Annotated in this window: 13 protein-coding genes; 7 read left to right on the forward strand and 6 right to left on the reverse strand. The window is 61.9% G+C overall.

The window, feature by feature from the left end; genetic code table 11:
* Positions 1 to 845: 845 nt before the first annotated feature.
* Positions 846 to 2,423 (forward strand): Cdc6/Cdc18 family protein, encoded by a 1,578-nt coding sequence (locus DVK01_RS06090; RefSeq protein ID WP_121535908.1) that lies wholly within the window; start codon positions 846 to 848, stop codon positions 2,421 to 2,423.
* 73 nt (positions 2,424 to 2,496) lie between these two features.
* Here the strand turns inward: DVK01_RS06090 and DVK01_RS06095 are convergent, their stop codons facing one another.
* Together DVK01_RS06095 and DVK01_RS06100 are read right to left on the reverse strand one after the other, a co-directional pair.
* Entirely contained in the window at positions 2,497 to 3,150 is a 654-nt protein-coding gene (locus DVK01_RS06095) for a S26 family signal peptidase (RefSeq protein WP_121536166.1), read from the reverse strand.
* A 128-nt stretch (positions 3,151 to 3,278) separates the two neighbouring features.
* Positions 3,279 to 3,989 (reverse strand): S26 family signal peptidase, encoded by a 711-nt coding sequence (locus tag DVK01_RS06100; RefSeq protein WP_121535911.1) that lies wholly within the window; start codon positions 3,987 to 3,989, stop codon positions 3,279 to 3,281.
* Between the two features lie 88 nt (positions 3,990 to 4,077).
* Between DVK01_RS06100 and DVK01_RS06105 the strand changes: the two genes are divergently transcribed.
* Together DVK01_RS06105 and DVK01_RS06110 are read left to right on the forward strand one after the other, a co-directional pair.
* Positions 4,078 to 5,646, forward strand: coding sequence for a DNA-directed DNA polymerase II small subunit (locus tag DVK01_RS06105; RefSeq protein ID WP_121535914.1), 1,569 nt, complete (start codon positions 4,078 to 4,080; stop codon positions 5,644 to 5,646).
* Positions 5,647 to 6,026: 380 nt separating this feature from the next.
* On the forward strand, positions 6,027 to 7,325 hold the full coding sequence (locus tag DVK01_RS06110) for an O-acetylhomoserine aminocarboxypropyltransferase/cysteine synthase family protein (protein WP_121511960.1): 1,299 nt from the start codon (positions 6,027 to 6,029) through the stop codon (positions 7,323 to 7,325).
* A gap of 272 nt (positions 7,326 to 7,597) precedes the next feature.
* Here DVK01_RS06110 and serB read toward each other — a convergent pair whose 3' ends face one another.
* Positions 7,598 to 8,230, reverse strand: a complete 633-nt coding sequence (serB, locus tag DVK01_RS06115) for a phosphoserine phosphatase SerB (RefSeq protein WP_101348832.1) — start codon at positions 8,228 to 8,230, stop codon at positions 7,598 to 7,600.
* A 70-nt stretch (positions 8,231 to 8,300) separates the two neighbouring features.
* Positions 8,301 to 10,478 carry an ATP-dependent DNA helicase gene (locus DVK01_RS06120; RefSeq protein WP_101348833.1) on the reverse strand — a complete coding sequence of 726 codons (2,178 nt, stop codon included), beginning with the start codon at positions 10,476 to 10,478 and terminating at the stop codon, positions 8,301 to 8,303.
* Positions 10,479 to 10,554: 76 nt separating this feature from the next.
* Here DVK01_RS06120 and DVK01_RS06125 point away from each other — a divergent pair, with 76 nt between their 5' ends.
* Positions 10,555 to 11,307: a hypothetical protein gene (locus DVK01_RS06125; RefSeq protein ID WP_101348834.1), complete on the forward strand. Its 753-nt coding sequence runs from the start codon at positions 10,555 to 10,557 to the stop codon at positions 11,305 to 11,307.
* Here the strand turns inward: DVK01_RS06125 and DVK01_RS06130 are convergent.
* Entirely contained in the window at positions 11,286 to 12,257 is a 972-nt protein-coding gene (locus DVK01_RS06130) for a cation diffusion facilitator family transporter (RefSeq protein ID WP_101348835.1), read from the reverse strand. The genes DVK01_RS06125 and DVK01_RS06130 overlap by 22 nt on opposite strands.
* A gap of 66 nt (positions 12,258 to 12,323) precedes the next feature.
* On the opposite strand from DVK01_RS06130, the gene DVK01_RS06135 reads away from it, so the two are divergent.
* A complete protein-coding gene (locus DVK01_RS06135) occupies positions 12,324 to 12,833 on the forward strand; it encodes a metallophosphoesterase (RefSeq protein WP_121535917.1) in 510 nt (169 codons plus the stop codon).
* A gap of 55 nt (positions 12,834 to 12,888) precedes the next feature.
* Here DVK01_RS06135 and DVK01_RS06140 read toward each other — a convergent pair whose 3' ends face one another.
* The gene (locus tag DVK01_RS06140) at positions 12,889 to 13,572 is read right to left on the reverse strand and encodes a helix-turn-helix domain-containing protein (RefSeq protein WP_101348837.1); all 684 of its coding nucleotides are present in this window, start codon (positions 13,570 to 13,572) and stop codon (positions 12,889 to 12,891) included.
* 159 nt (positions 13,573 to 13,731) lie between these two features.
* Between DVK01_RS06140 and DVK01_RS22805 the strand changes: the two genes are divergently transcribed.
* Positions 13,732 to 13,857, forward strand: a complete 126-nt coding sequence (locus DVK01_RS22805) for a hypothetical protein (RefSeq protein WP_004959992.1) — start codon at positions 13,732 to 13,734, stop codon at positions 13,855 to 13,857.
* Positions 13,858 to 13,900: 43 nt separating this feature from the next.
* Complete coding sequence (locus DVK01_RS06145) at positions 13,901 to 14,992, forward strand: aminopeptidase (RefSeq protein WP_121535920.1); 1,092 nt, start codon at positions 13,901 to 13,903, stop codon at positions 14,990 to 14,992.
* The last annotated feature ends 152 nt before the right edge of the window (positions 14,993 to 15,144 follow it).

Raw genomic sequence — 15,144 nt, forward strand, 5'->3', positions numbered from 1 at the left:
TTAGTCCCTATTCTGACATGGTGGGGCATAGCACAGATCAGCGTGCGGGCGTTGGGACGGAGACGAGCGAAAAGGGGGGACTATTCGAGTCAGCCCATCCTGACCCACGCGAGATGTATGTGGGTGTACCAACACAGCCCCCCACCCCTTCGTTTCAGGTGGAACGCCGCACACCCCTGGAGAGGGGTGGGAGACTTATCGGTCAAATTGGGAGCGCACTAGTTCTTCAGATCAGCGCGATACGTGATTTCACTAGCTAGAGCGGTCTAGACACTAGAAAACTGAACACTAACTCCTACTGACTATCTGTTTTATCTGGTGCGGGTTTGGTTTACGATATACCATATTAAATCTTTTCTCTTGTTACAGTACATTGTCGGCCTCCCTCCCCCCTCCCCCCGGGCCTGCTTCTAGTTCCACTGGAAACGAAGGGGTGGGGGGGTTACCCTGTTGGAGTCGGGTTCCGCTGCAAGCACCGGCTCCTCATGCGCTACCCTCATATTCACACAGCGTACCCGCTCCCGAAACTGCACCACCATTCTCTTACTCTCCGATCACTAGCTGCTGTATACTGCCCGTTTCACCCCAGTGAGATCGAAGCTATATTTCCCTTTATGACAACAGTACTCATGCGACAGAAAATATAAATATATCAACACACATCTTTCACAGGTGGTGTACCGAAATATTTAATATCGAATCACGGTACGGTTCATGTGGTTCAACTGGACACACCGGAGAGCGCTGATGCTCACTAACAACGGCACTGACGCACTCCTCGCTCCCTCTGTTCCGGTGTCTCCAACTCTCTCCACACGAAACGAAGGGGACCCCCTCGATCGACTATGACTGACGAAAGCAACAACTCGGCCCCGGAATCCGATCTGTCGACACCAGAAACGTCGAACGATGCCGACGGGTCCGACGGGCACCCCGGCTCCGAAACGGACCCCGACATATCGACCGGGCCATCAGATCTCGACGATGTCATTCTCGACAATCTCGATACCGGATCCGATGATCCCTCAGACGAAGCGTCCCGTGGCCTGTTCGACGACCTTCTCGAAGGGGAACCCATTTTCGAGAACAAGGAGGTCCTTCGCCCCTCGTATACGCCACACAAACTCCCCCACCGCGAGGAGCAGATCAACAACATGGCGACGATTCTCGTTACCGCCTTGCGCGGTGATACGCCGTCGAATATCCTCATCTACGGCAAGACGGGAACAGGGAAAACCGCGTCCGCGAAGTTCGTCAGCGAGGAACTCGAAACGACCTCACAGAAGTACGAGGTTCCCTGTGAGGTCGAGTATATCAACTGCGAGGTGACCGACACCCAGTACCGCGTACTGGCTCAGCTCGCGAATAAGTTCATCGACAAGAATGCCCGGCTCATCGACGACCGAATCGCCGAACTCGAAGACCTCCAGTCGCGCGCACGCGAGAACACGGCGGCTGCACTCGAAGAGACGGCGTTTGACTCTCTCGACGACATCGAAACCGAAATCAGTTCGCTGGAAGTAGACAAGGCGGAGTTCGAGGAAGTGCCGATGACCGGGTGGCCAACGGATCGGGTCTACAGCTCCTTTTTCGACGCAGTCGACTACCACGAGCGCGTGGTCGTCATTATGCTCGACGAGATTGACAAGCTCGTCGAGAAAAGCGGCGACGATACCCTGTATAACCTCTCCCGGATGAACTCCGAACTGGAGAACTCCCGCGTCTCGATTATGGGCATTTCTAACGACCTGAAGTTCACTGATTTCCTCGATCCTCGGGTCAAATCAAGCCTCGGAGAGGAGGAGATCGTCTTCCCGCCATACGATGCGAATCAGCTCCGGGACATCCTACAGGCACGCTCCGACGTGGCGTTCAAAAATGACGCGCTCACCGAGGATGTCATCCCGCTGTGTGCGGCCTTCGCTGCACAGGAACACGGGGACGCACGTCGTGCGCTTGACCTCCTCCGGACTGCGGGCGAACTCGCCGAGCGCGACCAGACCGACAACGTCCTCGAAGACCACGTCCGCCAAGCTCAGGAGAAGATCGAACTCGACCGCGTCGTCGAGGTCGTCCGGACGCTTCCCACCCAGTCGAAGATCGTCCTTTTCGCCATCATCCTTCTGGAGAAAAACGGCGTCCACAACATCAACACCGGCGAGGTATTCAACATCTACAAGAACCTCTGTGAGGAGATCGACGCCGATATCCTGACACAGCGCCGCGTCACTGACCTCATTTCGGAACTCGATATGCTCGGCATCGTCAACGCCGTCGTTGTCTCGAAGGGCCGATACGGACGGACGAAAGAAATCTCGCTGTCGGTTCCAACCGAGGAGACGGAGGCGGTACTGCTGTCCGATTCACGACTTGGCGATATCGACGATGTCCAGCCGTTCGTGCAGGCCCGCTTCGACAACTGATCTGCGGATTGCCCGACCGCCCGGCAGTCTCCGCCGTCGCAGGTGAAACAGTCTTCCTACCGAGAGTGGCGAGCTACCCGGACGCAGTCGTGTTCATGGCTGTCGACGCTGTTTCGCTCGTTACTGCCGGTTCTGCCCCGCTTGGTACCACATCGGTCGCTCCAGCCTGGTTCCACTGGAGTCGGACCTGTCCCAGCAGTGGGACCCGCATTTCCGCGGTACCGATGACCCACCCGGGCTTGACCGGTTCGCTGATTGGGCTGGAGCCGACCTGGTCGTACCGGCCGTTGTTGTCGCCCTTGGTGATGAAGCCGGCGTGGTCGGCCGGACAGGAGCTGAGTTCGTCACAGCTGTCCGCACTCCCGATGTAGTCCTTGTTCGCCCGGTCGTACCAGTTCTCGCCGGCATCAACCCACAGCATCGCTCGGTGGATGATCGGGGTCTGCCGACTGTTGCCGTCGGGCTCGTATACGATAACGTCGCCCGGTTGCTGGAACTTCCGATAGCTGTCGTCGTTCGCCGCAGTAACGACACCCCTGTGATCACCTGGGCCGGAGAACCGCTCCTCTTCCATCACGAACACGAGGTCGCCTTCCTTGATATGCGGGTCCATGCTCGGGCTTTCGATAGCGACCAGTGGGGGCCACACGCCGCTAACGGCGAACAGCAACACCCCGACAAGCAGGACTGAACCGGCGCTACTGACGATATCGGTCACGTACATCATCCCTCCCGGTCCCTCGGTTCCGTCCCCGTCCGACGACCGATGGTCTGACCCGGCCATTCGTACCACGAATACTCGGAGGCGGCCAATCAACCTTCTGTTGTTAGAGCGACCACTACCGTCCGAGTCAGTCAACTTGCCGCTGGCGCTGAAGCTTCTCCGACCCCTATAGTCGCTGCTGTGTGCCATAGCTGGGACGGCTGGACCCGGACGTACCCGAGACGCGGGATTCGGAAGATTCCGGTTCCAATAACCCACTGCGGGCGCACAACAGTACTCGCTCCGGTCACCTGATCGTATCTCGTGTTGGTCACTTTGTTGTCACCTTTCGTAATAAACCCAGCGTGGGGGGCCGGGCAGTTCCGAAGCTCGTCGCAACTGTCCGCGCTTCCGATGTACGTCTGGTTCGCTCGGTCGTACCAGTTCTCGCCGGCATCAACCCACAGCATCGACCGGTGGATAATCGGCGTTCGCTGTTCGTTACCGTTGGGTTCGAAGACGATGACATCTCCGGACTGCTGAAAGGTCCGATACCCGGTTTCGGCCCCGGTTGCCGCCGTTACAACGCCGTGACGCGCCTCCTGTCCGGGGAACCGTTCTGCGTCCATGACAAACACCATGTCACCGGTGTCGATGTGTGGTTCCATGCTCCCGCTCTCGATTGCGACAAGCGGGGGCCACACTCCGCTGACGGCAAACAGGAGCGCACCGACGAGCATGACCGCTCCGACGCTCGTACTGATGTCGCGGACGTACAGGCCGAGACGAAACGTTGGGCTGGTGTCAGCAGCCTCCTCCGTCTCGTCTGGCGACGTGCTGCTGGTCGATTCGTCCCGGCCCATCCTACCTCGGATTGCCGACAGCGGGGTATCAATCTTGTGACGACTGTCGGTCCGCTATCCTTTTGCCCGCAGACACTGAGTGTGGAACGTGCCTCTGGAGACGCCGGCACGAATCGTCAGCGAACTCGCGAGCCGCGGCTACAACGCGGAGCGCGAAGCAGTGACGCGGATCGCCGATACCCCGGATCCATCGGCGACACTGGAACGCGCACTCGAAACCCTGCCCGATGACGCGCTGAAGCTGACAACCGACCACGTCGAATCTGTGATTGAGACGGCAGAAGACGCGGGAAGCACGCCGAAAACCGGACCAGGCGCAGGAGACGAAATTACCGGCACCCCCCCCAATCCACACCCCCCCGTTTCAACTGGAACGAGTGCAGCCGCGTCGACCGAACCGGGTACGTCTTCTCCACCTGAAACGGAGGGGTCACGGGATGTGGACACATCCCTCCGGGCAATCGAGGTCGCGAACGACATGACCGGTCAGTCAACTGGGACCGGCGAGTACTCGGACTTCGTCTCGGTGTTCCGGGACCGCTACGAGAAACTGGCGAGCAAACTCCGTGGCAGAGTGAACCACCGGCCGACCGACGCAATCGAAAACATGGGTGGCGGCAGCGACGCGGCGCTCATCGGGATGGTCTCGGACATCCGCTCGACCGCCAGCGGGCACTGGCTCGTCGAACTGGAGGACACGAACGGGACCTTCCCCTGTCTGGTGATGAAAGACCGCCCTATCGCCGACCTCGTCCAGCAGTTGCTCATGGACGAGGTCATCGCCGTCGAGGGAACGCTGGCCGACGACGCCGGCATCCTGTTTGTGGACTCGCTGTACTTCCCGGACGTGCCCCGAACGCACAGCCCCTCGACCGCTGACCGTCACGTTCAGGCGGCACTCATCTCAGACATCCACGTCGGCAGCCAGGAGTTCATGGAGGACGCCTGGCACCGCTTCACGGACTGGCTCCACACCCCAGAGGCTGAGACCGTCGAGTATCTCCTCATCGCCGGCGACATGGTCGAGGGCGTCGGCATTTACCCTGAGCAAGACGAGGAACTGGACATCATCGACATCTACGACCAGTACCGCGCATTCTCGGAGTACCTCAAGGAGGTTCCGGGCGATATGGAAATCCGGATGATTCCGGGCAACCACGACGCCGTCCGACTGGCCGAGCCCCAGCCCGGCTTCGACGAGGAACTCCGGGACATCATGACTGCCCACGACGCTCAGGTCCACTCTAATCCCTCGTTGGTCACCGTCGAGGGCGTCACGGTGCTGCTGTACCACGGCGTCTCGCTGGACGAGGTCATCGCCGAACTTCCGGATGAGGAGGCCAGCTACGAGGAGCCACACAAGGCGATGTACCAGCTCCTGAAGAAGCGCCACGTCGCGCCGCAGTACGGCGGTCACACCCGGCTCGCCCCCGAGGACCGCGACTATCTGGTCATGGAGGAGGTCCCGGACGTGTTTCACACTGGCCACGTCCACAAGCTCGGCTGGGGCGAGTACCACAACGTCGTTGCGCTGAACTCCGGGTGCTGGCAGGCCCAGACCGCGTTCCAGAAGAGCGTCAACATCGACCCCGACGCCGGCTTCGCGCCGATTCTGGACCTGGATACGCTTTCGATGACGGTCCGGAAGTTTACCTAACCACCTTTTTCCACGGGGGCCTCGCGCTCGCCGGGGCCGAGCGCTCAACCCCCGTACAAAAACGTGGGCGAAAAAGGCCGGACGCTCACTCCGTTCGCGTCCGGTGAAACCGGTCGCCAGGCGACCGGTATGCTAACCGCCCGGCACGACCGCAGGCCTGCCCTTCCCCGGGTCGCTTCGGGTGCGACAGTCGTCGCACCACTCGCTCCCGGCCCGAGTACTTCTCTTCGTGTTCTTCCAGAAGCACGATACTGACTCCACACGGCCTTCCGCGCCCGAATACGTCCGGAAACGGCCCGAATAATCACCGCTATCTCGTAGCAGTGGCGGGGCTCACCGGTGTGGTCGTTATTAAGACCCATCAGGTGAAAGCGGAGTGTATGAGCGACGACCAAGACCACGGATTCGAAACCGACGCCTTGCACGTCGGCCAGGAAGAGCCAGACGCTGAAACCCGTTCCCGCGCGCCGCCACTGTACCAGACCACCTCCTACGTCTTCGAGGACGCCGAGGACGCCGCAAAGCAGTTCGCGCTGGAGAAGCCGGGCCACATCTACTCGCGGCTGATGAACCCCACAGTTGGGATGCTGCAGGAACGGCTGGCGGCGCTTGAGGGCGGGGTCGGTGCGGTCGCAACCGCCTCCGGGATGGCGTCGTTAAACCTCGCCACCTTCCTGCTCGCCGATGTCGGCGACAACGTCGTCACCGCATCGTCGCTGTACGGCGGGACCTACACCTACTACACCCACACTTCGCCGCGCAACGGCGTCGAGACCCGCTTCGTCGACACGCTCGACTACGACGCCTACGCCGAGGCCATCGACGAAAACACGGCCTACGTCCACTGTGAGACCATCGGCAACCCGTCGCTCGTCACGCCCGACTTCGAGCGCCTCGCCGAAATCGCCCACGACCACGGCGTCCCCTTCTTCGTCGACAACACCTTCGCGACGCCGTACCTCTGTAACCCAATCGAGCACGGGGCCGACCTCGTCTGGAACTCCACGACGAAGTGGATTCACGGCCACGGCACCACCGTCGGCGGCGTCCTCGTCGATGGCGGCTCCTTCCCGTGGGAGGAACACGCCGACAAGTACCCCGAAATTGCCGGTGACAACCCCGCGTACCACGGTGTCAACTTCCGGGAGCGATTCGAGGACGCGGCCTTCACCTACGCCGCTATCGCTCGCGGGCTCCGTGACCTGGGCTGCCAGCAGTCGCCCTTCGACGCGTGGCAGACGATGCAGGGTCTGGAGACGCTGCCCGCACGGATGGACCGCCACTGTGACAACGCCATGGGGGTTGCCGAGTTCCTCGCTGACCACCCCGAAGTATCGTGGGTCACCTACCCCGGCCTCGACGACCACGAAACGCACGACACCGCCAGCAAATACCTCGACGGTGGCTACGGCGGCATGATAACGTTCGGCCTCGACGCGGGCTACGACGCCGCCCGGACGACCGTCGAATCGACCGAGATTGCGTCGCTGCTGGCCAACGTCGGCGACGCGAAGACGCTCATCATCCACCCGGCCTCGACCACCCACCAGCAGCTCACGGACGAGGAGAAGGCCGCCGCTGGCGTCACTGACGACATGGTTCGTCTCTCTGTTGGCACTGAGTCTGTCGAAGACATCAAAGCCGACCTCGACCAGGCAATCGGCCAGGCAACTAACTAACGAAGAATACGGTATTCTACAGAACTTTTCTGAACGTGCGTATCAAAGTACTGCAATAATTCATCTATTCATTAGGCTTATTACGGGAGAAGACAATGCATTCAATGAACCGTCGCTGGTAGCGAGCACGCGTCGGTTCACGCTCAACCATACTCTGTCATTGGTCCGACAACGACTGCTCGCGTCCGTGGGGAGCGTGCCTCTCCCCGTTTGTTCTCCGTCTACCGTGCAGCGTACAGGTCGTGACCGTGAGCGACAAAAACAGAGATTCGTTACAGGATTCCTTCGGCTTCCAGCAGCTCGTACAGTTCGTCCATTGTCTCGACTGTCGTGTCACACGACGGCGCGACGGCCGGTTTCGGGTCGAAGCCGATAGCCAGGTTCGACACTTCGAGCATCGGGAGGTCGTTGGCCCCGTCGCCGACGGCAACAGTCGCGTCCCGGTCTTCGCCGGTGACGGCGGTGACGACTTCCATCGCGTCGTCTTTCGTCCCGGAGATGAGCGGCCCGCGCACTTCGCCGGTCAGCTTTCCGTCTGCCACGGGCAGTCGGTTGGCGACGATGGCGTCAACCTCGACCCCCTCCGTTTCGAGTGCAGCCTCGACGCCGCGCTCAAACCCTCCAGTGAGGATAGCGACGTAGACGCCGGCGTCTCGTAGCGCAGTGATGACCTCGGCTGCACCCGGACGCAGGGCGACCTCACTGAAGGCCGCCCGGGCCTGTTCATCCGAGAGGCCTTCCAGCAGCGCACAGCGCTGGCGCAGGCTCTCGGCGTACTCGATTTCGTCGTTCATCGCGCGCTCGGTGATGTCGGCCATGTCCTCGGCCGTCCCGTTCTGGCTCCCGAGCAGGACCGTCATCTCCGAATCGGAGAGCGTCCCGTCGAAGTCGAAGGCGACTAGCATTACCCGTCCGTTTCACGTGGAGGGTTTCAAACTATCCGGTTTCCGGTCGGTCGCCGTTCCGAACCCGTACTCAAGGCTTCGGCGGCGGCCCGTCGTAGGCGTCCATATCTTGGTAGAAATTCAGCATCGCGAACTTGAGTTTCTCGGGCCCGATATCCACCATCTCGCGGCGTTCCTCCGGCGGGAAGGTCCCGCGGACGGCGTAGTCGTGCATCTCCATCTCGGCGGCCTCCGTGTAGCGCTTGTCAAGCAGGATGCGCGCGCCGAAGTCCTCGGGCGAGCGGACAACTCGTCCGAGGGCCTGCCGCGTCTTTCTGACCGTCGGAATCTCGACGGCGTAGCGCCAGCCGGCCTCGTCCTCGTCGTCGCCGAAGGCCACGTCGTAGGCGTCCTGGACGGCATCCATCCGGTCGTCGAGGTGGGGGTACGGGACGCCGACCACGACGACGGTCCGGGCGTCGTCGCCGTCGTAGCTCACCCCCTCACCGAGCGTCCCCCACAGCGAGGTGTAGAGGACGCCGTCGTCGCCGTCGGTAAAGGCCTCCCGGAGGTCCCGGGCCTGCGTGCCCGGCTCGTCGAGGTATCGCGTCGCGCTCACGGCGGTCATGTCGTGGTAGCGCTCGGCCTCGCTGTAGGAGGGGCAGAACACAAGTGTGTTGCCGGGGGTGAACCGGACGATGTCTTCGAGCGTGCGGGCGATGCGCTGCTGGGTCTGTGGGTCGTCCCGTTCGCTGGAAAACAGCGCCGGGCCGTCGACGGCATAGGTCCGCCGGCGCTCCTCGGGGAACTGCGCACCGTAGGCCATCGTCACCGGGTCGTCGACGCCGACGACGTTCTCGGTCACGTCGAACGGGCGCAGCGTGGCACTCATCAGCACCGCCGCGTGCAGGTCGGAAAACAGGTCGCGGGTCACCTGCTCGGGGATGCAGGTGTACAGTTCCGCGCGGCCGTACACCTCGTCTGTCGATTCGTCCCGGCGGACGCTGACGACGGGGTACTGACCGGTCTCGTCCGTTTCATCGAGCCAGTCGGAAATGAAGCCGGCGGCCTGCAGCGTCTGGCATTCCTTTCTGGTGTCGAGGTCTCCTTCTTTGAACGCCTCCTGGTAGCGAGCGTCGAGGTCCCGGCCGAGGTCCAGCGCGTGGTCCAGTTCCTCGTGGAAGCCGGGGCCGGTGTAGCTCTGCAGGAAGGCGAGCGTCAGGTCGTCTTTCCGGTCGTCGTTAGCGATGGTCACGTCGTCCCAGTGCTCGTCGACGGCCGCGCGCCCGCCGAACTCGAACGAGTCCTCGTAGGCTTCGACGAGCGCGTCCCGGAACGTCTCGATGACGTTGGCCGCGGCGTCGGTCCGGGCGTCGTCCTCGCCGTCGAGTTCCTCGATGGCCTGGTCGAGCGTGTTCTCCGTCAGCGTCCGCCGGGCGTGGTCGCGTGCGGCCGATTCGACGTTGTGGGCCTCGTCGAAGACCGCGATGATGTCCTCGGGGTCCCGGCCGATCCAGTGGAAGAACTGCTCGCGGATGGTCGGGTCCAGCAGGTGGTGGTAGTTACAGACGACGAGATCGACGCCGTCCATCCCCTCTTTCAGCAGTTCGTAGCCACACAGGCCCTGCTGGTGAGCGTACTCGTACACGTCATCGGGCGTCCGGACGTCGTCGAACAGCCAGGAGTAGAACTCGCTGGTGTCGACAGTAAGGTTCCGGTAGTAGTGGTCGCAGGTCGAGCGTTCGGTTTCGATTTCCTCGCGCTCGTCCTGCAGGTCCCGGAGTTCCTCGACGACGGCGTTACGGGCCTCCATCGCTTCGCTGCTGCCCGCCTGGCCGTCCGAGAGGAGTTCGCCCTCGCGCTGTTCGAGTTCGGCGATGTCGTTCTCGACCTCGACCAGGTCACGGGTCGTGTCTCGAAGTGCCTGACACTCCTCGTAGTCCACGTCGATGTGGCACATCGAGCCCTTGCCCCGGAAGACCACGGCCCGCAGGCGCTCCTGGTCCGTTATCGCTCTGGCGTCCTCGACGAACTGGCGCATCTGCTGGTGGACGTTCGTCGTGATGACGACGGTCTTGCCCGTCTCGCGGGCGTGTTCCAGCGCAGGGACCAGCGATGCAAGCGTCTTTCCGGTCCCACAGGCCCCCTCGAACAGCACGTCCCGACCCTCTTCGAGGGCGTCGTATATCGTGCCCATCGCCTCCTGCTGATGGTCGTACGGCTCTTCGAAGGGGAAAAACCGCATGTAGCCGTCGTCTGTCGTTGCCACGTGCCCCGATTGGCCGTTCACCGGCAAAAGGGTTCGCCCCCACAGCTACTTGCCGCGAGCGCTCCTCAAGAGATACATGTGGCGTGTCACGCTCGCCGTCGGTATTGCCCTTCTCGCGGGGTGTTCCGGCTTCCTCCCGGCTGGCCCGTCGGCGGACGACAGCGACCCGGTGACGCCAGCGCCCGTCCCCACTAACACACCGGAGGCGACGGTCACAGTCCCGACCAGCGACGGGAGGGTCGACGTGGACCGACTGCTCGACCGCCATCAGCGGGCACTTTCGAACCGGAACTTCCATCGACACGTCGAACAGGCCGGGCCACAGAACACGCTCGACGTCTGGATCGACCGTCAACGAGGCATCCAGCGGGTCAGACAGCGGTTCGGTCCGATATCGGACGACGTGGTCCTCGCCGACGGGACGCTGTACACGAACGTCCGGGACGACCCCGATACGCCGTACGCCACCACGCCAGCGACGCCGAACACGTCGCTTGTCGCCTCGCCGCCCGGCGTTGACCTGCTTCGACGGCTCCTGTCGAACACTGCGTATCGGACGGTGGCGTCCGTCCAGCGGAACGGACGGCCTGTCGCTGTCCTGGCCGCAACGAATGCGGTCGAGACACCAACCGCCGAAAACGAATCCGCGGTCGTGCGGTCACGGCTGTACGTCGACCGACAGGGAGTAATCAGACATGTCGAACACACTGAACAGCGGCCGGAGCGGCCGGATATCGACACGACGATGACGGTCACAACCGACATCGCCCGCGTCCCGATTCCGTGGTGGCTCGAAGACAACGACCCTTACAGTTCCGGCTCGACGTAGGCTTTCCTGATGTCGTCGTTGGTGTCCTGCATCGCCGATTCCAGCGCCGTTATCTCGTCGTCTATCGACTCCGTGTCCAGTGCCGGGTCGAACTGCAGGTCTGCGAAAACGATGACCTCGTTCGGCCCGAAGTAGACCGTCCGGAAGCCGATAATTTCGTCCACGTGTTCGTTCTGCATGACAACCTCACGGAGGCGCTGTTCCTCGTCCGTCGGGAGACTCTCCCCCAGCAGGAGCCGCTTGTTCTCCCAGGCCAGTGCCAGGGCGAAGCCCATCAGCATAATCCCGATGAGTAGTGCGGAAACCCGGTCGAAGAAGGGGTTACCGGTCTGCTGCTCGAGGAACAGGCCGACCAGCGCGATGACGATCCCCGCGAGTGCGATGGCGTCCTCGGTCAGGGCGGTCAGCGTCGTCACGTCGCTGGTCTTGCGGAACGCCTCGCGGTATCCCGACCAGTCGTTGCGGTCTATCTGTCGCTGCATCTCCGCGCGGGCCTTCACCAGTGCGTACGTCTCAAACACGAACGCACCGAGGAGGACGGTGTAGTTGACCCACAGCGGGTCCAGCCACGCCGGGGGCTGGAAGGAAAAAAACAGGAACTCGACGGCCTCGCCGGCGTGTCCACCACCGCCGTGGCCGCCGGCCGTGAGCTCGTTCCAGCCGTGTTTCGCGCTCTCCCAGCCGGCGATGCCGAACAGGAACACGGAGACGAGGAAGCTATAGAAGAACTGTGCCTTGCCGTACCCGAAAGGATGACGGCGGTCGCGCTCCCGTTCGCTGAACCGAATCCCGATGAGTAGAAACACCTGATTCCCGGTGTCTGAGATGCTGTGGTACGTCTCCGACAGCATCGCGGCACTCCCCGTGAGAAGGAAGCCGAAGAACTTCAGAATCGCAATCGCGCCGTTGGCTATCAGTGCGGCGATGACGACTGATTTACTCCCTGCCATTATTTTTCCGTCACGACCGTAACGCAAAATGCTTCTGGATTTATACCTGGCCCCGCTACCGTCAGTATGCTCACTGCTATCTCAGACACGCACGGAACGGAGGACCACCGGCTGACAGGTCGGACGCTTGCCGCTGTCCGCGACGCCGACCATGTTCTCCATGCAGGCGATTTCATGACTGAGCAGGTCCTCGATGCCATCGAGGCCGAATGCGACGAACTGACCGGCGTTGTCGGGAACAACGACAGACCACCGGTCCCTGATCGACTCCCAGACGTTGCGACCGTCTCTTGGGAAGGGCTGACCATCGTCGTTGTCCACGGGCACGAGCACACCGAAACCGCACTCGGCATGCTGGCCCGACAGGAGGCGGCCGACATCGTCGTCGTCGGTCACTCACACAAACCCGTACTGACCGATTTTGGCGGCTGGACGCTGGTTAATCCGGGTAGCTACGCCGACCCGCGGCGCTATCAACCGGCCCACGCGGAACTGGACGTGATGGCTGGCGACGTTCGCGTCCGCCTTCGCTCCCCGGACGGGACGCCGATTTCGACGACTATCGTCAATCGGTGAGCGTATCGTAGCGACGCTAATTGTGGTAATACCGGAGCAAACCGGCTGCAGGCGGTTACTGCCGGATATACCACAGCGCCGCCATGCCCGCGATGACAAATGCGCCGCCAGCGAAGAACGCAAGGCCCGGCGGAATCACGGCGGCAGCGGCCTCGGCACCGCCCTGTGCGGCAGTGTCGAGTGCACCCGCAGTAGCCTCGAAGCCGCCGTCGGTCACAGTCGCGTTCTCGGCGTAAAAACTCGGGTCCCGGCTGCCAGTGTCCGCACTCCCGGACGACACTGTCGGGCCGCCAAACAGCGTTCCCTGCCCGCTCCCGAACACTTGCTGGACCAGCAGGCTTGCGAAGCCGATGATAGCGAAACCGCCGATAATGTTCGCCAGCGCCGCCCGGAGTCCCGACGTTTCCTGTTCGTCACCGGCACAGATAACGAGTGGCTGGTTGGCCGGTGCGAATACATCCATCTCGCGTCCCTTCTCGGAGTACGCCGTATCGACGACCTCGACCGCGCCGGCGTTTTTCAGTTTCTTCAGGTGATACTGTGCGTTCTGCAGCGACGTATCCACCCGGTCGGCCAGCTCTGACGGCGGTGCCGGCTCCTTGTTTAGTTCTGACAGTAAATTGCGCGCTGTCTCTGCCGAGAGTGCCGACAGCACGTCGTCCGCATCATCACTGTCGACACCGATGACTCGGGGTTCGGCGTCCGGGGTCGCCGGGTCCCGAGAGGGCAGCAACGACATGACTATCTGTATGTTCTATGGGATTATGAGTCTTTGCCAAAGCACAGTGACCGTTGTAGCTATCGGTCAAACCCGTATTTTACCCTCCAAAATCGACCGGTAGACGCCCGAAGACGCTCCTCCCGAAAGCATTTTCATCTCGGCTCGACAACCGCCGGTATGGCCGACCTGCTCACATACGCACTCCTCGCTGCTGTGCTCCTGTTTTTTTTCTTCATGTATCTGATGCTCCGGCGGACCTTCCAGGGCTTCAAAGAAGGGTTCCAGCAGAGCAAGAAGAAGTAGCCGGGAGGGTAACGATTAGGGGGCGTCGGTGGTGCCTATCTGTATGGACCCACGTATCCGCGAACACGCGGAAGTCATTGTCGACCACTCTATCGATTTGAGCGAAGGCGACAACCTCGTTATCGACGCGCACCCACAGGCTGCGGATCTCGTTACGGCGCTACACGAGTTCGCTGCTGACCGCGGCGCAAATCCGCTTGTCGTGCAGGACCGCCTCGGCGAGCGGTTCCGTCGCGCCTACCTCCGCAACCGGGACGAGTTCGAGACGCCGAGCCACGTCGAGGCGCTGTACGAGGAGATGGACGCGTACATCGCCATCAAGGGGAGCGACAATGTCACCGAGACCAGCGACGTCGACCCCGAAACGACGGCCGCCTATCAGCAGTCCCAGCAGCCGCTCCTGAACGAGCGGCTCTCGAAGACCTGGTGTCTCACGCAATACCCTGCGCCCGCCAACGCCCAGCTCGCCCAGACGTCCACGGAAGGGTACGAGAACTTCGTCTGGGATGCTGTCCTCAAAGACTGGGACGCCGTTCGCGAGCACCAGTCACAGATGGTCGAGATACTCGACCCCGCCGACGAAGTTCGCATCGTTTCCGGGGAGACAACGGACGTGACGATGTCCATCGCCGGTAACGAGACGCTCAACGATTACGGCGAAAAAAACCTTCCCGGCGGCGAGGTGTTCACCGCACCGGTCCCAGACAGCGTCAAGGGCGAGGTGCTGTTCGACAAGCCGCTGTACCACCAGGGCCGGGAAGTGACTGATGTCTTCCTTCGCTTCGAGGACGGCGAAGTCGTCGAGCACAGCGCCGCGAAGAACGAGGACCTCCTGACAGAGGTGCTGTCAACCGATGACGGCGCGAGCCGACTCGGCGAACTGGGTATCGGAATGAACCGGGATATCGACCAGTTCTCCTACAATATGCTGTTCGACGAAAAGATGGGCGACACCGTCCATATGGCGGTAGGACGAGCTTACGACGCCACTGTCGGCGAGGACAACGAACAAAACGAGTCCGCCGTCCACGTGGACATGATTGTCGACATGAGCGAGGACTCGTTCATCGAAGTCGATGGCGAAGTCGTCCAGCGAAACGGGACGTTCGTCTTCGAAGACGGGTTCGAGGACTGAGTACTGACCGCGAACGGAGTGAGCGGCCGGCCTTTTCATCGACGTTTTTCAAGAAGCGGTCGCCAGAGGCGACCCGACGCAAAAAAAGGTCGGCGCAGGTCGTCCAGCGAAACGGGACGTTCGTCTTTGAGGACGGATTTGAGGACTGAGTA

It is taken from the genome of Haloarcula sp. Atlit-120R (genome assembly GCF_003665885.1).
GTDB lineage: Archaea > Halobacteriota > Halobacteria > Halobacteriales > Haloarculaceae > Haloarcula > Haloarcula taiwanensis.